We start from the raw sequence: 20,396 nt of genomic DNA, 5'->3' as shown, positions 1-20,396 counted from the left end.
GGGGGTTCAGTGGCTGTCTTTCATGATCCGTCCGGGCGCGAACCATCGCACGGGAACCTGGTCCTTCGGGGGGTCGCCCTCTTAATCCTCGGCGCGATAGCTGCCTACTTACTGATAAGTGACGCTAACGGTGACTTCAGCGATCACACGTCGTTGACCATCAACACCGACGCGATAGGCGACGGATTGAAGGGGGGATCGGAAGTGAAGTACCTTGGGTTCACCGTGGGCGAGGTCTCGAGCATCTCGGTTCGAGACCGTGGCGCGACGGTCAAAATCAACTTCACCGGTTCCGGCAACGACCTAGATCTCCGGCAGGGCATGACGGTGAATTACACTTCGGCAAACGCACTGGGACCGACGGCACTGGAAATCGTAGATCCTGGACACGGACCGCCCATCGGTTCCGGCGGGAGTGTCTACGTAAGCAGGTTGCAGTCTGAACAGACCTCGGTGTCAACACTTGTTCGCAAGATCTCCACGCTGGTCGAGGCACTGGACCAGCCCTCGTTCGAAGCGGTGGTGAGGTTCATCGTCGAGGATTCGCAGGCAATGTCTGATAGCGGAAAACTCGTATTCCAGATCGCGAAGCTCACGCGGGATGTCCAGAAACGGCCGGTCGGGGAGGACCTAGAAATTGCAGCCAATCTGTCCACCGGAGTCGCCGACTTCATGACGCCGTTCGTCCCTGGCGTCTTGAAGAACGTCGATATCGCTGACTTTTTCGCCACTCAACAGAACATCGATCGCACGAAAAGCAATCTCGGCGACACGGGAAAGGTTCTGTTCGGTGCACTCGGCGGACTGCTCGACAAGAATTACCCGGCCCTGAGTTCGCTGTTAGACGTCGGCCTTGATCTAGCGCGGCCCGTCGCCAGATCCGCCTCGGGGCTCGTTCGCACGGTGTACACGATCCCGCAGATCCTCGATGGCATCGACAAAGCCTTGCCGAAATTCGGCGACCGAGTCCAGCTCCAGCTAGCACTGGTGGTCCAGACCTCACCTGCTCTACAAAGCGCATTGAGAATGGGGGGGCCCACGGGATGACTCTGAGGTCTCTGACACCCACAATCATTAAGATCACCGCGTTCACCGCTGTCATCGGCGTCCTTACGTATGTCATCATCGCGATTCTGCAGCCGACCAACGAAGGATCCTCCAGTTCGCAGCGTTCCGCGGTTTTTGCCGACGCTTCCGGACTCAAGCCCCGCGACGGGGTACGACTCGCTGGAGTGAAGGTGGGATATGTAACGGCTGTCGACCTGAAGGGATCAACAGCGATCGTCCGTTTCCAACTGGACGACGGCGTCTCGATTACCCCCGCGACGACTGCCGCCGTCCGTTACCAAAACCTGCTGGGGCAGCGGTATGTGGAGCTCATCAATGCCGGACAAGGCGCCGACCAGGAGTCGATCACACAGGTGGCACTCAACAAGACCGTCCCGTCGTTCGACGTATCGACACTATTCAACAGTTTCAAACCAGTATTCGATACATTGAATACGGCCGAGATCAATGAGCTTCAGTCGAACCTGCTACGGGTCGCCCAGGGGGACGGTCGAGGTATCGCACCAGTCATGAAGCAAGTCGCGAACATCACCGAGTACGGGAACCAGCGTTCAGAGATCATCACCAACATTGTGACGAGCCTGGGACAGGTGTCTGATCAGTTGATGGGGCGCTCCGCCGAACTGGTCGAGTTGATAGACAAATTGGGGTCAATCGTCGATGCGTTCAGCCGCGTGAGCGATCGCCTGAGGGCCTCGCTGCGGGAGGTCAACCGTTCGATGGCGAAGACTGTGCTCTCCGGTGAGCAGATCGAGTCGACCTACGACACCAGCTTCGCGGCCATTTATCAGAGATTGGTGCGGGAGCCAGGGGATACAGAAAGCTTACTGAACGGTGCCGTTCTCCTGAAGCCACTCCTGGACGCCCTGGAAACTACATCCAAAGCGACACCTTCGTCCTCGGCGGCAGGGTGCGCCCGAGGAGTGCTCGACCTACCGAGAACAGCGCAGATCGCCCTGATGGGTCAACGACTGGTGGTGTGCCAGTGACCCGCTTCTTCGATAAGCGTCCGCATCACCGCCCGCAGCGTCGGCGCGACCTCATCCTGGCGGGAGTCGTTACGATGGTCACGGTGGCCGGCCTCGTCGTGGCGGGTGCTGTGTACATCTCACCGCCCGGACAAACTATCTACAGTGCCAAGTTAGTCAATACCGGCGGATTGGAAGCCGGCGACCAGGTACGTATCGCCGGGATCAGGAAAGGCAAGGTCGCGTCAGTCGACCTGACCGGAACGTTCATCACCGTGCGATTCCGGCTGGATGACTCGATTGCCGTTCGGTCGGACGCGACGGCGAACGTCCGTCTCATCACCCCTATTGGTGGACGTGTATTGGACCTCGACCCAGGTTCAGGCCCGTCGGCCCTCGACGGTGCAATCCCACTGGAGCAGACAAGCAGCACCTACGACATTTCCAGCACGCTTGAGACAACCACACCGGTGTTCCGTGACGTGCGTGGTGTTGATCTACGGCGCACAGCGGCGCTGCTACAGAATGCTTTCTCCGACGGAAACACCAATATCCCTGATGCCCTGCAAAACGCGAGCAGCCTGATGGACCTACTGCAACGTCAGTACGCACAACTCGACAAGACGATGACGTTGTCCGATGAGTACGTCGCCGCCCTCGCAAACCGCAAGCAGGTACTCGTGGACTTCCTCCGCCAGCTCAGCTTCCTTGCCCGCACCCTTGGACCAGACATCGCCAACGTCCAGAACGGATTCGATTATCTGCGCCGTCTTTTCAAGCTACTGACCCGACCGCTTGTCGCGTACCGCGACGGAATAGAACCATCGGTACAACAGTTCAAGACCCTTCTGAACAAGGTGTCGGCCCAGATGCCCGCCTACGCAAACGCGCTGACCCAGGTCGATCAGATCACCAGACGACTGAGCATTCTTCTCGACGCTCCAGAGGTCGGTCCAGCGAGTCCTGAACCGACTGTCCGCATCTGCATCCCGAGTGGTGATCAAAAATGCTGACAGAGCGGATGCGTCAGCATCTGATCCCGATCGCCACCATCGTCACACTGGCAGTAGTGATCGCGGCCGTAGGAATCAACTATGCGACAGCCGACGACGACACGCGGCCACTATGTGCGGAGTTTTCCGACGCATCAGGTCTGTACGAAGGCAACTCCGTCGCGATGCTCGGCAAGAAGGTGGGCAGGGTCGTAGGCATTCACGAGGAGGGCCAGAGGGGCGTGCGTGTCGACATGCGGATCGACAAGACCGTGCCGCTTCCCGCGGATGTGGGGGCCACCCTGGTGTCCACCTCGATTGTCACCGAAAGACAAATCGAGTTCACCCATCCCTATCGCGGCGGAGAGCATTACGAGTCGGCCAAGTGCATACCACTGAACAAAACCAGGACTCCACTGGGGATTAGTCAAACGCTCGACGCGATCAGCACTCTTTCCGATGAACTCGTCAAGGACGGCGGACGTGACACCGATGCGATTCTCCAGGCGCTCACGCTCGTCTCCAAGAACATGGAGGGAACCCAGGGCGATATCTCTGGCATTCTCAAGGACTCGGCCACGCTGATCAACGATCCGACCCGGCGTGATGGTCAGATACGCAGAATTGTAGCCAACCTCGCGACCTTAACCGGTGTTGCCACCGAGAACAGTGCTGAGGTGACCCAGCTGTTCGACAACTTCGTCGGCGCAATCGAGGTGATTGTTGCTTTCGGTCAAACATTCGGCGCCGCAACAGAGTACGCAGGTACCTTCGTCCCCATCCTGTCGCGATTGGCGTCCGACTTCGGTCCACCGATCTTCGCAATTGGTGATGCTGCGGTTCCACTCCTCGCGCAAGTAGGCAAGCAAGAGAACATCCTGGCGACCGTCGCCGCTCGAACGGCTGACCTCATCGTCAAGCATCCGGATGCGAAGTCGATCCTGCGGGCATTCGCCGTGTCTGTCCCACTGCAGACCCTAAGAACGGCGTGTGCCTCTCCCCCCGTCAACGGCGTCTGCAGGACGGGTAACGAAGTGGCGACGATCGCTAACTTGATCGGAGGGCAATCTCAATGATGACCTACGGCTACCTTCGCCGTGTCACGGCCGCGATCGTGACGCTGTTCGCAGCGACCATCGCCCTCGCCGCCTGCAGCATCAACGCCGACAACCCGCCGACCATCGGCGGATCATCCGCCCGAGACGGCTACGACATCGAGATCGAGTTCACGAGTGCTCTGAACTTGCCTGCCCGTGCCAAAGTCCTCTCTCGAGGGATTGACGTCGGTGCCGTCACCAGCGTCACGTACGACGGAGGCCACGCGCTGGTTGCCGCCCGAATTGATAAAGACGCCCAACTGCAGGAAGATTCGCGCGCGGAACTCCGCCAAGACACTCTCCTGGGCGAGATTTATGTGGCCATCCTTCCCCCCGCACAGCAGTCCACCCAAGCCTTGCTGCACGCGGGATCGGTAATACCTCTCTCACGCACCGAACCGGCTGCCAACGTCGAGGACGTGATGCGGGGGATGGCTAATGTACTGGGCGGGGGTGAACTCGATAAAATCCATACCGCGATATCGACACTGAACTCGACCTTTCCGAGTGACCCCGCCCAATTCGATACGCTTTACCGCACGACGTTGCGCACCGTGTCTGAGGTGTCCGCCAACACCGACAAACTCGACGTAGTCCTGCAGTCGGCCGATCGCACACTGAAAGTGATCCTGGCCGACCCGTCAGGTACTGACCGAATGTTGACCAAGGGGGGAGTGAACTTCTATGGTCTGGGCTATTCGCTAATTGACGTCGCGCTACTTATCGCCAACCTGCGCGACTTCGCAGTATCTGCCGGCCGTATCGTCGACCCTGAGTATTCCCGCATCAAGGAAACGGTAGGAGCGATCGCGCCGGTAATCGCGTCCATCGCGTACTCGGACATCTACTCCAAGGATGTTTCCGACAAGGCGACGCGTGTAATACGCGAGAAGCTCATCCCATTCGTCAGCTCGCCAGATATCAACGTTTCCGACGTGTCTATCGACGGCCAAGATCTAGCCCGACGTGATGCCGGGTCGTTCATTAACGTATTGCGAGCGATCGGAATGATGCCATGATCCGCAGCACCGTCGTATCCCTGGTTGCCCTTGTCGTCGTCTTCCTCGTCGGAGCAACATACCTGACCATCGACGTGGCACGAATAAACCCGTTCCGCTCCGACTACACGATCTCGGCCATACTCAAGAGCTCGGGCGGCCTGCTCGACACATCGCCGGTGATGCTAGAGGGGGTGCCGGCGGGCAAGGTGACATCTATTCGCGTCACAGATAATCAGCTCGCCGTCGACATGTCCATCGACTCCGGCTACAAGATCCCTCGCGGCAGTGTCATGACGATCCAGAACCTCTCGGTCGCGGGAGAGCAATACATCAACTTCATCCCACCGGATACCACCACCAGTGAGTACTTGCGTAGTGGGGACCTAGTGCCCGCCAGCGCCATCCACGTGTCCCAATCCGTTCCCCAGGTGCTCCCGAAAATGTCGGCAGTGGCCGACGCGCTCGATCCAGCATCGATTCAGACCATCAACGAAACGATCTCGGCTGCAGTCGACGGCCGGCAAAAGGACCTCGACACGATCGGAGACATGATGCACCGCCTCGTGGACTTCGTCGGTGACGACGGTGCGGTCCGTACCACCGCGGACAATGCCGAGTTCCTCCTGGGCCTCATGTCGAACGTGGGCGGTGTGCTCAGTACCGCGTCGGTCCGGACCCCGGATGCCGTCGACGGTTTGGCGAGAATCCAACGTGCGTTCATCGTTTTCACCTCTACGTCCTACGACAAATGGCCACCAATCCTGAAGCTAGTGGAAAAGCTCAGCGGTTACATCCAGATACTTCAGCCCGACATTGTCGCCATCACCCGCGCGGTCAAACCGGCGACGGCGAAAGTCGCAGACACATACGTCGACTTCGGATCGATCGGTGATCTCCTGGCGCGAACATTCCCCGCGTCCCATCGGGGACAGGCGCAAATCCCGATCGCCGTCACACCATCACCCCGCTGACGCCCGATGTCTCCCCCCCCCTACCCCAGCATTTACAGAAGGCAGCAAATGACCGCACACGACAACGGATCAGAATCCGAGGACAGCGGCACCGAAAATGAGCTGACTACGGCTTCCGATAAGGCAGACCGCGGCGACGCCACTAGTGCCACAGAACCTGCGACGTCACAGGACGTTTCCGCCTCGGACGAGGCAAGCCCCCCGACGTCCGAGGCCGAGCAGCGCTGGGGATCAGCACGCCTCCAGGTGGTGGCCGTCGGTGCTCTCGTGGTAGTACTCGCGGTGCTGGCCGGGCTCTTTGCTTACCTCTACATTGACATGCGGCAAGCAAAGACGTCCCTGGAGGACGCCGCCACACAACGAGCGCAGGCAGCGCAGGCAGCATCGGACTACACCACAAAGTCGCTCACGTACAGCTACCAAAACACCGACGCATTCTTTACCGAAGTGAAAGAGAATGCCAGCGATGCGTTGGTCAAGCGATACGACGATGTCGAACCCACCCTGACCCAAATCATGAAACAGGCCAAGGTCCAAGCGGCGGGACGCGTACTGGCGACCAGCGTCACCGGCAGCGCCAGCGAGAACCGGGGGGAATACACGGTGCTGGTCTTCGCCACCCAGAAGACCCAGAATGTTCAGAACCCTCAGCCGAGCGAACTCCCCACACTGTTGAAAGTCGTCGTGCTGAAGACCGATAACGGCTGGCAGATCCAGGATTACGGACCTGCCGAATGATCCAGCGTCCGCCGCGAAAGGAGAGTTAGATGAAAAGCACCATGCAGGAGGTGCCGATGACAGTGTCATCGATACTGCGCCACGTCGCAACCAATCACACTGTTAGGCAGGTGATTACCTATTCCGTGAACGGCTCTGCCCGGTATGCGACCTACGGCGATCTTGAAGAGCGATGCGCACGTCTGGCGAATGCTCTGCGTCGGGTCGGCGTGGTCGGCGACGACCGCGTGGCAACGATGCTGTGGAACAACCAGGAGCACCTCGAAGCGTACGCTGCGGTACCCGCGATGGGCGCGGTGCTGCATACGCTGAACATCCGGTTGTCACCGGCTCAGCTGCAGTTCATCGCGAACCACGCCGAAGACAAGGTCATTATCGTGGACGGGTCGCTGGTTCCGTTGTTGGCGGCGGTCCTACCGGGCTTGGCGACGGTTCGGGTTGTGTTCGTTACCGGCGACGGCGACACCTCCCCGCTCGACGGGCACGGCGTGACCGTGATGCGATATCATGACGCGCTCGCAGCGGAATCCCCAGTGTTCTCTTGGGTCGATCCCGACGAGCGGTCGGCTGCGGGTATGTGTTATACGAGCGGCACTACAGGCGATCCCAAGGGGGTCGTCTACAGTCATCGCTCGGTGTTTCTGCACTCCATGGCAGCGTGTACCGGTAACGCTCTGGCGATCGCAGAAGCCGATCGTGTACTTCCCGTCGTGCCGATGTTTCATGCCAGCGCCTGGGGTCTGCCCTACGCGTCGCTGATGGCCGGCGCGGACTTGCTGATGCCTGATCGATACCTTCAAGCAGCGCCGCTCGCTGACATGATCCAACAACATCGCCCCACGAAGGCAGGAGCAGTACCGACAATCTGGAACGATCTTCTTCAGTACGGTATCGCGAATCCGGGTGTCGACTTGTCATCGATCGACCTTGTCGCCTGTGGTGGAGCTCCCGTCCCGCAGTCGTTGATCGAGGGGTTTGCGGACCGCTTCGGCGTACAGATTATTCAGGCGTGGGGTATGACTGAGACGTCCCCGCTTGCAGCGGTAGGTCGGCCTCCCGCCGGGATCGGCCCCACAAAGGAAATATCTTACCGCAAGCGACAGGGACGGGCAATTTGCGGGGTGGAGATGCGCCTCATCGACGAGGGCGGCCTGCCTGTTCCCCGTGACGACAAGTCCGTCGGTGAACTCGAAGTGCGGGGTCCGTGGGTCACAGGCAGCTACTACCGACTCGAGGACACCGAGAGGTTTCGGGATGGCTGGTTGCGGACCGGCGACGTGGGACACATCAGTCCGGACGGGTATCTGACGCTGACCGACCGGTCCAAGGACGTCATCAAGTCCGGGGGCGAATGGATCTCGTCAGTGGAGCTCGAGAACTGGATCATGTCGCACCCGGATGTCGCCGAGGCCGCGGTTGTCGCGATGCCCGACCCCCGATGGCAGGAGACAGCTCTCGCTGTTGTGGTTCCGGCACCGGGTCGCGAAGTGTCGGCTGACACGCTCCACGAGTGGTGCCTAAGAAATTGCCCGGAGGAGATCCCGCACTGGTGGATCCCGAACAACTGGACGTTCATGGAGCAGATACCACGGACGAGCGTGGGCAAGTTCGACAAGAAGGTGTTGCGCGCGAAGCATGAGCAGGGCGAGCTGCCGGTTGTATCGAACTAGCGCCGCACGGGGTCGGCTTCGCGTCCGCACTGGCCGAGATAGGACACCGCCGAGGTAAGGCACAGATGTGCCCACCGAACGTCCTCAGCGTTCGGTGGGCACGTATTTATTGGAGCGATCCGTCTGCCCGATGGCCCCGGTGGGAAAGACAGAACCGTCACTGGGAATTGCGCGGCCATTCATCTCTCACTCATCGTTCGTTGGGCGCCGTTTTATCGAGCGTCGTAGAGTTTGCGAGGTGGACATCGCAGCCAGCGCTCCACATTCGCAGTCATCAGCACACAACATCGAAGGGGCCACCATCATGGCCGAGGCTATCGTGGGCGCAATCATTACCGACATCGTCGGCGAACTGGTCACCGGATCGATCGAGTCCGGATCAGACGAAGCTACCGCTTGAGCGCTTCACAGAAGAACACACCGCCCCGTGGCTTCTGCCGCGGGGCGGTCTCTTGGTGCGCGGGGGCTCGAGAGCTTGTCAAGATGTCTGTGTAAGAACGTGGCTCCTGATTTTCTTGTGGTCTGTGGGGTCTAGCTGAGGTGGGGTTCGATCCGGTCGGGGTAGGCCAGTGCGAGTTGTCCGAGGGCCTGTTTCCAGTTGGTGACGACCTGTCCCTCGACCAGTCGTCCGAGGGCCTTACGGGGCTGTGACCGCCTGGTCCCGCGTTCTTTGAGGCGTTGAGCGGCTCGTTTGTCTTCGATGTCGCAGATGGCCAGCCACAAGAGTTTGCGGACCGCGATGTCGTTGGGGAAATGTCCGCGGTTCTTGATGACCTTGCGGAGCTGGTAGTTCAATGACTCGATCGAGTTGGTGGTGTAGATGACTTTGCGCAGCTCGGGCGGGAATGCCAGGAAGGGGATGAACCGATCCCAGACTCGGTCGAAAGCCATTGCCGCACTCGGATATTTGGCGCCTAGTTCCGAGTCGCGGAAGGCTTCCCACTCGCGGCGGGCGGTCTCGGCGTCGGGGGCGGTGTAGATCGGTTTGATCGCCCGGGCCACGTCTTTGCGGTCTTTGTGGTTCACGAACCGCATCGAGTTGCGGATCAGATGCACCAGACAGGTTTGCACGGTGGCCAGCGGCCAGGTCACCTCGATTGCCTCGGGGAATCCGGTGAGCCCGTCACAGCACACGATCAGCACGTCCTTGACGCCGCGGTTGGCCAGATTCGCACACACCCCGGCCCAGAACTTGGCGCCTTCTTCGGCCTGTATCCAGATTCCCAGCACATGCTTGACGCCGGCCATGTCGACGCCAATAGCGATGTGGGCGTGCTTGTTTCGAACATGAGAACTGTCTTTGACGTTCACCACCAGCGCGTCGAGGTAGATGCCGGGACACAACGGCTCCAGCGGCCGGTTCTGCCATTCGTCGACCGCGTCGAGGACCTCGTCGCAGATCTTGGAGATCGTCTCGTGCGAGAGATCGGTGCCGATCGTGGCGGCCAAATGGTGTTGGATATCGCGCAACGTCATGCCGCCGGCGTACAGCGGGACCACGATCTTCCACTCCAGCCCGTACAAGACCGTCTCCGACGTCGAGTTCGCGGCCGCTGGTTGGGTCGACTGGTACAACAACAGCAGGCTGCACTCGAGTATCGGCCAGATCCCCCCGACCGAGTTCGAAACGCTCCACTACTCTGGCCTCGGCCCGAGGACCAGCCCACAATGGAGGCGGCACAAAACCTCGGGTCGTTCAGTCCCTGTGCGTGAGGCTCCGGCCCGCAACCCCCAACACATCGCCGTGGAGTCACCCATACCGTCTAGCGTTGTACGGACGCAATTCGTCTATCACGAGCGACCGTGCCGCGTCATGCCCTATGCCGATCCTTACCTGTTGACGGGATGGTCGGGAAGTTCAGGGACCGACGCTTGTCAGATCCCCATGGGTTCGTCCGCGTGTCTTTTGCGATGGTCCCGGGGCGCGCCGGAAGCGGTCGATGTCACCCGGCCACCAGCTTGCAGTGCCCAGCAGCACCGCTAGTGCCGGGACTACTAAGGTCCGCACCAGGAACGTGTCGAGCAGCAAACCGACACCGATGATGAACCCGATTTGCACCATCACATCGATGGAGCCGACCATCAGCCCGAACATGCTGGCTGCGAAGATCAACCCGGCCGAGGTGATCACCGAACCGGTGTAGGCGACGGTACGCATTACTCCGACCCGCACGCTCGCTCTCGTCTCCTCTCTCAGGCGTGAGACCAGCAGCATGTTGTAGTCAGCGCCCACCGCCACCAAGACGATGAACGACACCAGTGGAGCTGGCCAGGCGATCCCGGCACCGAGGATGTGTTGAAGTACGAGCACACCGATACCAAGAGCCGCCATATAGTTCAAGACGACGGTTGCAAGGAGATAGACCGGTGCAACGACGGCCCGCAACAACAGCATCAGGATCAGACCCACGATGAGAAGTGTGGCTATGCCAAGCAGTTTGAAATCGTACGACAACAACCGCTGGACGTCGGCATTGATCGCAGGAAAGCCCGCGACCGAAGCACGTCCGCCCTCCAGAGTGGTGTTCGGCATCGCGTTCTCGGCGACGCTAGACAGCTCGTTCGCCAGCGTCATTGCATCGGCAGAGTATGGGTCGTAGGAGGTCTGTACCGCATAGCGCACGGTTTTCCCGTCGGGCGAGATGAACTGTCGAGCGACCTGACTGAACTGCTGGTCCTTGAACGCATCCGCGGGGAGATAGAAGCCGGTTGCCGAATCAGAATCGCCGATCTCGCGGGCGGGAGCCCGAAGCTGTGCGGCGACCTGTGCTAGTCCACCGAGTAGCTGAACGTTGCTGTCCACCAAAGCCCCGACTCCGTTCGACAACTGACGTGCGCCGTCGGCGAGTGCGCCGACGCCGGACTCGAGTTGCGAGACCCTGTTCCCGAGGTCCTGTCCACCGATGGTCTGTAGTGCAGAATTCAGCGTTTGAAGAGAACGCTGCAGCTGTGCCATGTCGGTAGAGCCTGGCGCACTCACGCGGCCGAGTTGCGCGGCAAAGTTAGCCACCCTCGCGAGCGACTGATCATCCGCGAGTGCCCGGATGTCGGCCGTTTGCGCGCGCAGTGCCGAGCACTGCGCGATCTGCTGACACCACGGAGCTTCCAATGCGGACAACGCTGGCGCGACCGCGTCTGCCGCAGACTGGGCCCGACGTGCGAGTTGAGACAGCTCAGGCGCTCGCTGGGAGAACTGTCGAAGCGTTGGGGCGGCGCTCGCGAGTTGGTTCACCAACGGCCGGTACTCATCGAGTTGTGGGCCAAATGACGACACCTCGTCTAGCAACCCCGACAGCGGAGCGAGATTGGATGAGATCTGGTCTTCTAGCAGTGCCAGGCCTCCGGCGAGCTGCTCTGATCCGGTCTTCAGGACGGCCAGATCACCCTTGCGGGCCTGTACATCTCCGGTCTCCTCGGTGATCTTGGTACCGATCTGATCGTTCTGCCAAGACAATTGCGCCTGCTGCAGCTTCTCACCGGTTGGCCGCGTCACGCCAATGACCCTGGTCACGCCGGGAATCTGCGCGACGCGGGATGCCAACTGGTCGAGGTCGGCAAGGCCTTGAGCCGTGCGCATGTCGTTCTCGGACTCCACCACCAAGAATTCCGAGATAATGATGTCTTTCGGAAAGTGGCGGTTGAGCAGCGCGTAGCCTTCGTTGCTCCCTGTGTCAGTTGGCTGCCCCTCTCGATCGTCGTAGGTGATCTGGATTGTTGCGGCGACCAGGGCGAGGCCAATCAACGCGACTACACTGATCGCGAGCAGAGGGACCGGCCGCCGGATAACCATGACTCCGACTCTTCTCCAGTAATCCCGCGTCAGGTCACGGCGGGGAAGGCCGGCCCCTCTCTTGGCAGCGAAGGAGAGCACGGGGGGCAACAATGTCACCGTCGCCAAGAATGCGAATGCTATGGCGATTGCGCAGGCCGGCCCCAAAGTGTTGAACACACTGAGCTTGGCGAAGGCCATAGCCAGGAAGGCTAGGGCCACAGTGCCCGCCGATGCGAGAACCACGCGGCCGATAGTTGCATTCGCGTGGGCAATAGCGGCATCAGGAGAGTTGCCTGCTCGAATACCCTCATGATAGCGGCTGATGAGGAACACCGAATAGTCAACTCCGGCACCGAAGATGATGACGGTCATGAACATCGAGGTGAACTGGGATACCGGCATGCCCAGCTCGCCTAGTCCAGATAGAACTCCGCGACCCACGGCCAAACTCATGCCCACGACAAGCAGCGGCATCAGCGCGGTGAACACCGAACGGTAGACGACGAGGAGGATCACGGCGATCAGCAGCACGGTGGCGACAGTGATCAGGACCAGATCCGACTCGCCCACGGCGAGTTGGTCGCTAAAGGTCGCGGGTGGGCCTGTCACACGGACTCTCGTCTCAGTGTCGCGAAAGATTCTCTCCGCGGTGTCGCGTACCGCTGCGACCGCCTCCGCGGTATCGGGTCCCCCGAGTGTGCCGGTCACTCCCACGGGCAGATACCAGGCTTGCTTGTCTTTGCTGAGAGCCTGACTCGCAGTGAGGGGATCGCTCAGCAGGTCTCGGACGGCGATGACGTGCTTGTCGTCCGCCCGCAGGGTGTCGACAAGCACGTGGTATCGATCGCGGGTGTTGTCGGACAGGCCTGCACTGTTCTCCATCACAACGAATACGGTGGTCTTGGCGCCGCGCTCGTCGAAAGAGGCGCCCATACGGTCCAAGGTCTGAAAAGACGGGACTCCGGCCGGGATCGGATCCACAGATTGTTCCCGTACCACTGACTCCAGTTGAGGAAAGAGAAGGCCTAAGCCGATAGCGGCACCGAGCCAAACCAGCGTCACAATCCCTTTGCGGCGGAGGGTAAACCATGCAACCCGCTCAAGGGTCGGACTGTATTCGCCGAGTTTCTCGCCCCCTCTCGACGAGCGGGTTCGAATGGGAGACGAACTCACCATGTGCAATATCCTCTCGACCTGAAGTGGGCGACCCAATCGTTCGGATCCGTCTGGCGAACGTCCGTGCGGTGGATGATTGTCACTTGTGGTGGTGCTCGGCCATGTCTTCGACCTCCTCGAGAGTGGTGGGCAGGTGGTATGGGGGGGTGCTCTTACCTGAGATGCGGTATCGGCCCCAGAAGTCGGGATCCCCGACGACACACTCCGCCCGCCCCTCAGCGGTCGTAAATACAGCGATCGCGCGGGCGCCTTTCAGGAGCCCGTCGAGCTCATCATTCTTCTGAATCCGGCCATACCAGGTGTATAAGCCGTTCAGCGGCTGGAAATAACCTCTTATTTTCGCTTCGACATGGATCTCCGTCCCACGGCACACCAGGGTTCCTTCGCCGGAGTAGTCGAGGTCATGGTCGTCAGACATGCAGCCCTACCTTCTTCGCATTGAGCGTTGACAAATAACGCGGTTCGTGGATACTAGCAGTACCAGATACTGCGAGTAATGGGTACTGGGCGCCAGGCCCCGACTCCCAGCCTTGAACGACCGAGGAGAAGACATGACCGTGCAGGATGCCCATATCAAGCCCGACTTTTCACAGGAGGGCATGGCCCGGGTGAACGGGCGCAAGCCCGTCGACATGGAACGATCTGCAGGTCGTCTGTTGCGGTCTTCCGCGGAGAAGTTCTACGACGCGGAGATCGACATCGACTGGGAGTCGCCCTGGGAGGAAGGCAAGTACTTTCTGCCAGAGCACCGGGTGTCGCTATACGGCACCAAACTATGGAACAAGATGACCGAGGAGCAGCGTCGCGAGCTGGGACGCCACGAGATCGTGAGCATCCTCAGTTTCGGCATCTACGCAGAGAACCTCTTGAGTTCGGCGCTCCTGCGCATGTCGGCAAAGGGGGCCCTAACCGATCAGAAGTCCCTATACGCGCTAACAGAAATCGGCGATGAGTCCCGCCATTCCACTATGTTCGCGCGCCTCATTAACAAAACAGGCGTGCCCCCTTACAAGCTCCCTAAGGGCTTCTTGAGCTTCGCAAAGATCCTGCATTTCGTCCCGCTCGGACCGTCGGTGTCCGGAGCCACGCTGCTGATCGAGGAAATCCTGGACCGCGCCCAGCGCGAGGCGATGAACGACCCCAGTATGCAGCCTCAGCTTCGCCAGCTCATGAAGATCCATGTCCTCGAGGAAGCCCGTCACATTACCTTTGCGCGACTGGAGATGATCGAAGGCATGCAGCGTCGACGTAAGGCGACGCGCGCTTGGCACCGAGGGGTGCTTGCCGTCATCGCGAACCTGGCGTACCCGCTGCTCATTAATCCGAAAGTGTACCCCGCAGTGGGAATTAGCCGCTGGCGTGGCGTATGGGCACAACAAACCAGCCCAAACTATCGGACCAACCTGCAGTTCATGTCGGAGCCCATGATTCGGTTCTTCCATGAGGCGGGAATGCTGGAAGGCAAGTTCACAATGGCCATGTGGCGCGCGACGCGGAGCCTTCCCGACGATCTCCGCTGATCTCCGTTCACGCGGCCGAGCCGTCACGGTCGACATCAGTTAGACCTGTGCGGAGCATTCTCGATGGCTTCGCGATCACTTCCGCCTCAACAGATCACCCGCTGCCACTGTGCGCAGGTGATGTGTTGTGCCAACGAACCCACGAGGGAGAAAGCATAAACATGGCATCTTCAACTACCCGGCGCGCCTCGCGCGCCGCCGCCAAAACCGACTCAACCGACGACCCGATTTCGACCAAGATTCTGATCATCGGAAGCGGGTTCTCTGGTCTCGGGATGGCCGCACAGCTAAGACGTCGCGGGTACAGCGACTTTCTAATCCTGGAGAAGGCAAGCTCCGTCGGTGGAACCTGGCGCGACAATACCTATCCGGGCTGTGCATGTGACGTCCCGTCGCTGATGTACTCGTACTCATTCGAAAGTCGAGGTAGCTGGTCGAAGGTGTGGTCGTCACAACCAGAAATTGAGCGGTATCTACAAGACGTCGCGGACAAGCGCGGCGTGACACAAAAGATTCATTTCGGTCAGAAGTTGGTTTCCGGATACTGGAGCGAGTCAGAGTCGCGGTGGCACCTGCGTACTGAGTCCGGACGTGAGTACATTGCTCAGTTCGTAGTTTCAGGAGTCGGTGCGCTGCATATCCCCAATTTTCCCGAAATTTCGGGGATTGAGGACTTTAAAGGCGAAGCGTTTCACTCCGCACAGTGGGATCATTCGGTGGATCTGGAGGGCAAGCGTGTCGCCGTGATCGGCACTGGTGCCAGCGCTATCCAGTTTGTGCCGTTCGTACAGAAGGAGGCCATGTCCCTCAAGGTCTTCCAGCGAACCCCTGCCTGGGTCCTACCCCGCAAGAATTTCACCGTTCCGCCGGCCCTGCGGACTCTTCTGAGCAGACTCCCGATTGCACGTCGTATCGCCAGGTGGTCGGTGTACTGGGGTGCGGAGAGCCTAGCCTTCGGCCTCAACGGTCACTCCAACCTTATGCGGCCAATCGAACGGGTCGCTCGGTGGAACATTGAACGCTCCATCTCTGATCCGGCACTACGCAAGAAACTGACCCCGTCATATCGCATCGGCTGTAAGCGAATTCTGGGATCAAACGACTATTACCCTGCACTTGCGGCGCCCAACACCACCGTCATCAGCGATCGGATTGAGAGGGTCACCGCTGATTCCATCATCACCTCAGACGGCGTCGAGCACCTCATCGACGTAATTATTTATGCGACCGGTTTTCACGTGACTGATGGTTTCGATCAGCTCGCCCTGAAAGGTGCCACTGGCGAGGATCTCCCGTCCCACTGGCATCAGACGGGGATTAACACGCACCTGGGCATCACGACCAAGGGTTTTCCCAACCTGTTTTTCCTCCTCGGACCCAACACGGGCCTCGGCCACAACTCAGTGGTGTTCATGATCGAGCAACAGATCAAATACATCATGAAGGCCATCGACACAGTAGAAAGCCGAGGCGCTGAGAAGGTTGACGTACGCCCGTCCGTGCAAGAACAGTTCAACACCGACATCCAGCGGAAGCTGGCCAAGGGAGTGTGGACCAACGGCGGCTGCACGAGTTGGTATCTCGACTCGCAGGGCGTCAACCGGACCGTGTGGCCGGGCTTCACATGGCAGTACTGGCGCGCCACAAAAGATTTCGACCCCGCCGAGTACGACATCGCCTGAGCCCGAACGCACGGAGAGACACGATTCGTAGAAATGGTGAGACGACAGTGAGCAATTCTGACCGGCATGATTACACAGGCAAGGTGGCAGTGATCACCGGTGCCGCGTCAGGGATCGGTCGGTCTCTGGCACTCCAGTTGGCGGAGCGAGGTGCCGCACTGGCACTGTCCGACATTGATGAGATGCACTTGAAGGAGACTGCAGAACTTTGCCGCACCACGTATGCGGCGACGGTAACCGCCGCCGTACTAGACGTTGCGGACCGCAGTGCGTTTCAGGACTATGCCGACGGAGTGCGGTCAGAGTCGGGCCACGTCGACATGGTGTTCAATAACGCCGGCGTGGCCTTGGGCGTCGACGTGGTCGACATGACCTGGGAAGACTTCGACTGGCTCATGGGCATCAACTTTGGCGGAGTCGTTAACGGGTCGAAGGCGTTTCTGCCTCACCTGATCGCGTCCGGGGACGGACATCTCATTAACACGTCGAGCGTCTTCGGCTTGATCGGAATCCCCAGCCAGAGCGCATACAATGCCGCGAAATTCGGCGTCAGAGGCTTCACCGAGGCGCTCCGACAGGAGATGAAAATCAGTCGATACCCGGTCACAGTGACATGTGTGCACCCGGGGGGTGTAAAAACCAACATCGTCAACAATGCCCGAGGCGTTTCCGCCATGGGGGCAGACACCGCGACTGTCGCCTCGCTGTTCGACAGGATCGCACGAAGCACCCCGGATAAAGCAGCGGCGACAATCCTCAAAGGTATGGACAAGAAGAAGGCACGAGTGTTGATCGGTGCGGACGCCCGCGGTTTCGACTTCGTGGCACGGGTGATCGGTCCCCGCTACCAGGACATCGCGGCGCCACTGACACGGGCGGGTTACGCGGTCGCACGTAGACAGGGGATCCTCAAGTGACCGTCGAACCCGATGCACGTCCGGCTGCCGCAGCCCGCTCACGCACCTTGCGCGTCTCAGAAGTGACCCAGGAAACGAAAGACTCCGTCACCATTTCGTTCGAGATCCCCGATGCCATGGTCGAGGAGTTCAAGCATGTCCCAGGGCAATTCATCACCGTGAAGATCCCATCTGATCGGACCGGTCATGTCGCACGATGCTACTCGTTGAGCAGCTCGCCTCACGTCGAGGACTTCCGTCTCGAGATCGGGATCAAGCGGACGGAGAACGGTTACGCATCGAACTGGCTGTGCGACAACGCGATGACGGGAATGGAGTTGACCGTCCTCCCGCCGTCGGGGCACTTCACGGCTAAGAATCTCGACGTCGATTTTCTATTCTTTGCAGGAGGAAGTGGGATCACTCCGGTCTTGTCGCTGATTAAGTCGGCGCTTGTGTGCGGCGGGGGCGAAGTCACACTGTTCTACGCGAATCGCGATGCCGAGTCGATCATGTACGAGGGCCAACTGGCGCAGATCGCCTCCGAGTTCCCCGAGCGTTTCACGGTCTTCCACTGGTTGGAGTCGGCTATGGGGATTCCGGCACCTGAGGATGTCGAATCCGCCATACGTGAGCACCGCGGTGCACAGATCTACACCTGTGGTCCGGCGCCGTTCATGGATCTGGTTCAGAAGTCGGCGGAGGCCTGCGGTGTCGAGCACGCCTCGGTACATCGAGAAGTCTTTCAGTCACTGACCGGAGATCCATTCGAGACAGCCACGATGCGTCAGCTCAGTGACGACGATGGTGTGGCGACCGCCACGGTCTATCTGAATGGGCAGTCCATCACGACTGAGTGGCCGCGCAACACTCCGTTGCTCGACGTGCTATTGGCCCAAGGTCACAATGCCCCGTACTCCTGCCGAGAAGGGGCCTGCAGCGCGTGCGTATGCAAGCTGGTTGAGGGTGATGTAGAAATGGCACAAAACCACATCCTCGTTGAAGATGACATTGCCGACGGTGAACGGCTTGCGTGTCAGGCACTTCCGCTGACGGATGCAGTCACGGTGAGCTTCGATGACCTCTGAGATAGCGAGCGAGTCGCGAGGATCGCGGCACCTCGAGGTCCTCTCCTCCGACGGAACCAGGTTGTTCGCCCAGGAATTCGGCTCGGGCCGGGATGCTCCACTTCTAGTCTTTAGTCACGGCTGGGCCTGTCAGGGGCGTTTCTGGCGGCCACAGATCGAACAGTTCGCGGCGACGCATAGGGTAGTGGTCTACGACCAACGCGGACACGGGTGGAGCGACCGGGGCCGGGTACCGTTCTCGGCGAGACTTCTGGCCGATGACTTGGAGTCCGTAGTTCGGGCGGTAGCCACTCCCACCGACAAGGCTGTCGTGGTCGGACACAGCATGGGAGGTATGTCCATCATGAGCTGGGCAGCTGAGTACCCAGCCTCGGTGTCGGAGCTGGCCCGCGGAGTAGTACTGGCAAGCACCGGGCCATCACAGTTGGTGGATCGGTCAACGTTACTCAAAGTTCCCCGCCAGCTACGACCGAGACTTGAACGGGCCTTCGCGGCTAGTCTTGCGGTCGCGGGACCCGAGATGCAGGACACGCGTTTGTCTCGCCGCCTGATTCGTTACGGAACCCTGGGCCCGGGCGCGACTGTCGAGGTAATCGATGAGTGCGCCGACATCGTGTTGCGATGCCCACCACAGGTGCGGGGGATGTGGGGTGCGGTTTTGGCGACAATCGACGTCAGCAGGGGTGTTGACTCGCTGACAGTGCCGGCGGCGGTCATCGTGGGCGATGCCGACAGACTGACCCCGGCGGCCCATTCGGTGGATCTCGCAGCGCGACTGGGTCGGCAGGGCGTTCTATTTGAATTCACTCTTCTCGACAAGGTCGGTCACATGTCCAACCTAGAGGCCGTTGAAGACTTCAATTCAGCTGTGGCCAGGTTAGACAGATCCGCTTGAAGCTCGTTTCGACCCATGTCTCTGCCGACTGCATGCGTGCGCCACGTGCTTATTGGGGCGACGGTCAACCATCCTGGTAGCGTGGTGGGTCATGTCTGTAGTCCGTCGAATCTCCGCAGCCCCGGTGAAAGTGCAACGTCGTGTGCGCGATGCACGAAGCACGCGTTGGGACGACCACCGCGCTATCGTGAAGGCTGAACTCGTCGACGCGGCAATACGCGCGATCGAGAAGTTTGGCGACGCTGTGAGCATGGACGACTTCGCGGAAGAGGCAGGGGCGTCGAAGCCGAAGCTTTATCGCCATTTCGGTGACCGAGCTGGGCTCTATTCCGCTGTGGCAGCACGTTTGGGTTCGATGATGTGGGAGTCCGCACAGTCAACTCTGCTCTCCGGACAGCAGGACTCCGTCGACGAGCTCTTCCGGTCAGCGATCTCCGCATACGTGTCATTGGTCGACGAGCATCCGGCGGTCGTCCGCTTCCTCATGACGAACCACATGTTTCAGTATTCTGAGTCCGGCGAGGGAGGGGCCGCGGATCAGCTGAGATCGGCAATGGATATTATTTCCGACGAGTTCGCCCGTAGCCTCCAATCGGTCGGTGCCGACGAGTCCCTCGTCGCCGTCGTAGTGGCCTCCATCTTGGGGGCGGGCCTATCAGCTACCCAATGGTGGATCGATCACGGTCGGCTCAATGGAATGAGCAAGGACCTGTTCTCCGCGCACCTTTATCAGACGTCGTGGGGGATCATTGACGGCGCTGCGGCCACAGTGGGCGTTCGCTTCCGCAGAGACAGACCCTTCGGCGACCCCGCGTTCGCCACTCGCCTCGGACTAGACTGATCCCGCTCGCGAGAGACGGTG

At 60.0% G+C, this 20,396-nt stretch carries 17 protein-coding genes and 2 pseudogenes; 16 read left to right on the top strand and 3 right to left on the bottom strand.

Annotated elements, in window-relative coordinates:
• Nucleotides 1-9 precede the first annotated feature (9 nt).
• From ACVT6V_RS30855 to ACVT6V_RS30815, 9 genes are all read left to right on the top strand, one after another.
• Complete coding sequence (locus ACVT6V_RS30855; protein WP_005195121.1) at nt 10-1,047, top strand: MlaD family protein; 1,038 nt, start codon at nt 10-12, stop codon at nt 1,045-1,047.
• Entirely contained in the window at nt 1,044-2,057 is a 1,014-nt protein-coding gene (locus ACVT6V_RS30850) for an MlaD family protein (RefSeq protein ID WP_005195122.1), read from the top strand. Before ACVT6V_RS30855 ends, ACVT6V_RS30850 begins: the two co-directional genes overlap by 4 nt.
• Nucleotides 2,054-3,049 (top strand): MlaD family protein, encoded by a 996-nt coding sequence (locus ACVT6V_RS30845; protein ID WP_005195123.1) that lies wholly within the window; start codon nt 2,054-2,056, stop codon nt 3,047-3,049. The genes ACVT6V_RS30850 and ACVT6V_RS30845 overlap by 4 nt, the downstream gene beginning before the upstream one ends.
• Entirely contained in the window at nt 3,043-4,104 is a 1,062-nt protein-coding gene (locus ACVT6V_RS30840) for an MlaD family protein (protein ID WP_005195124.1), read from the top strand. The genes ACVT6V_RS30845 and ACVT6V_RS30840 overlap by 7 nt, the downstream gene beginning before the upstream one ends.
• Nucleotides 4,101-5,144 (top strand): MlaD family protein, encoded by a 1,044-nt coding sequence (locus tag ACVT6V_RS30835; RefSeq protein ID WP_005195125.1) that lies wholly within the window; start codon nt 4,101-4,103, stop codon nt 5,142-5,144. The genes ACVT6V_RS30840 and ACVT6V_RS30835 overlap by 4 nt, the downstream gene beginning before the upstream one ends.
• Nucleotides 5,141-6,097, top strand: a complete 957-nt coding sequence (locus tag ACVT6V_RS30830; RefSeq protein ID WP_005195126.1) for an MlaD family protein — start codon at nt 5,141-5,143, stop codon at nt 6,095-6,097. Before ACVT6V_RS30835 ends, ACVT6V_RS30830 begins: the two co-directional genes overlap by 4 nt.
• A 48-nt stretch (nt 6,098-6,145) precedes the next feature.
• Nucleotides 6,146-6,835, top strand: coding sequence for a hypothetical protein (locus ACVT6V_RS30825; protein WP_005195127.1), 690 nt, complete (start codon nt 6,146-6,148; stop codon nt 6,833-6,835).
• 29 nt (nt 6,836-6,864) lie between these two features.
• A complete protein-coding gene (locus ACVT6V_RS30820) occupies nt 6,865-8,505 on the top strand; it encodes a long-chain fatty acid--CoA ligase (RefSeq protein ID WP_266063751.1) in 1,641 nt (546 codons plus the stop codon).
• Between the two features lie 238 nt (nt 8,506-8,743).
• The gene (locus ACVT6V_RS30815; protein WP_005195129.1) at nt 8,744-8,905 is read left to right on the top strand and encodes a hypothetical protein; all 162 of its coding nucleotides are present in this window, start codon (nt 8,744-8,746) and stop codon (nt 8,903-8,905) included.
• A 131-nt stretch (nt 8,906-9,036) separates the two neighbouring features.
• Here ACVT6V_RS30815 and ACVT6V_RS30810 read toward each other — a convergent pair.
• Nucleotides 9,037-10,008: pseudogene (locus ACVT6V_RS30810) on the bottom strand (IS256 family transposase); the annotation flags it as partial.
• On the opposite strand from ACVT6V_RS30810, the pseudogene ACVT6V_RS30805 reads away from it, so the two are divergent.
• Nucleotides 10,001-10,171: pseudogene (locus tag ACVT6V_RS30805) on the top strand (integrase core domain-containing protein); the annotation flags it as partial. The pseudogenes ACVT6V_RS30810 and ACVT6V_RS30805 overlap by 8 nt on opposite strands.
• Before the next feature lie 192 nt (nt 10,172-10,363).
• Here ACVT6V_RS30805 and ACVT6V_RS30800 read toward each other — a convergent pair.
• Nucleotides 10,364-13,453, bottom strand: coding sequence for an MMPL/RND family transporter (locus ACVT6V_RS30800; protein WP_006438828.1), 3,090 nt, complete (start codon nt 13,451-13,453; stop codon nt 10,364-10,366).
• A gap of 79 nt (nt 13,454-13,532) precedes the next feature.
• Nucleotides 13,533-13,871, bottom strand: coding sequence for a DUF4873 domain-containing protein (locus tag ACVT6V_RS30795; protein WP_005195185.1), 339 nt, complete (start codon nt 13,869-13,871; stop codon nt 13,533-13,535).
• Between the two features lie 133 nt (nt 13,872-14,004).
• Between ACVT6V_RS30795 and ACVT6V_RS30790 the strand changes: the two genes are divergently transcribed.
• The 6 genes from ACVT6V_RS30790 to ACVT6V_RS30765 all read left to right on the top strand — a co-directional run bounded on the left by ACVT6V_RS30790 (nt 14,005) and on the right by ACVT6V_RS30765 (nt 20,375).
• Nucleotides 14,005-14,973, top strand: a complete 969-nt coding sequence (locus tag ACVT6V_RS30790; protein WP_005195186.1) for an AurF N-oxygenase family protein — start codon at nt 14,005-14,007, stop codon at nt 14,971-14,973.
• Between the two features lie 161 nt (nt 14,974-15,134).
• A complete protein-coding gene (locus tag ACVT6V_RS30785) occupies nt 15,135-16,655 on the top strand; it encodes a flavin-containing monooxygenase (protein WP_005195187.1) in 1,521 nt (506 codons plus the stop codon).
• A gap of 47 nt (nt 16,656-16,702) precedes the next feature.
• Nucleotides 16,703-17,572 (top strand): SDR family NAD(P)-dependent oxidoreductase, encoded by an 870-nt coding sequence (locus tag ACVT6V_RS30780; protein ID WP_006369629.1) that lies wholly within the window; start codon nt 16,703-16,705, stop codon nt 17,570-17,572.
• Nucleotides 17,569-18,639: a ferredoxin--NADP reductase gene (locus ACVT6V_RS30775; protein WP_005195189.1), complete on the top strand. Its 1,071-nt coding sequence runs from the start codon at nt 17,569-17,571 to the stop codon at nt 18,637-18,639. Before ACVT6V_RS30780 ends, ACVT6V_RS30775 begins: the two co-directional genes overlap by 4 nt.
• Nucleotides 18,629-19,534 (top strand): alpha/beta fold hydrolase, encoded by a 906-nt coding sequence (locus ACVT6V_RS30770; protein WP_006369630.1) that lies wholly within the window; start codon nt 18,629-18,631, stop codon nt 19,532-19,534. The genes ACVT6V_RS30775 and ACVT6V_RS30770 overlap by 11 nt, the downstream gene beginning before the upstream one ends.
• Nucleotides 19,535-19,625: 91 nt before the next feature.
• Nucleotides 19,626-20,375, top strand: a complete 750-nt coding sequence (locus tag ACVT6V_RS30765) for a TetR/AcrR family transcriptional regulator (protein ID WP_026919816.1) — start codon at nt 19,626-19,628, stop codon at nt 20,373-20,375.
• Nucleotides 20,376-20,396: the final 21 nt, after the last annotated feature.

The sequence above is a fragment of the Gordonia sp. LMA167 genome, from assembly GCF_058130025.1.
This window is presented reverse-complemented; position numbering and strand designations above follow the sequence as displayed.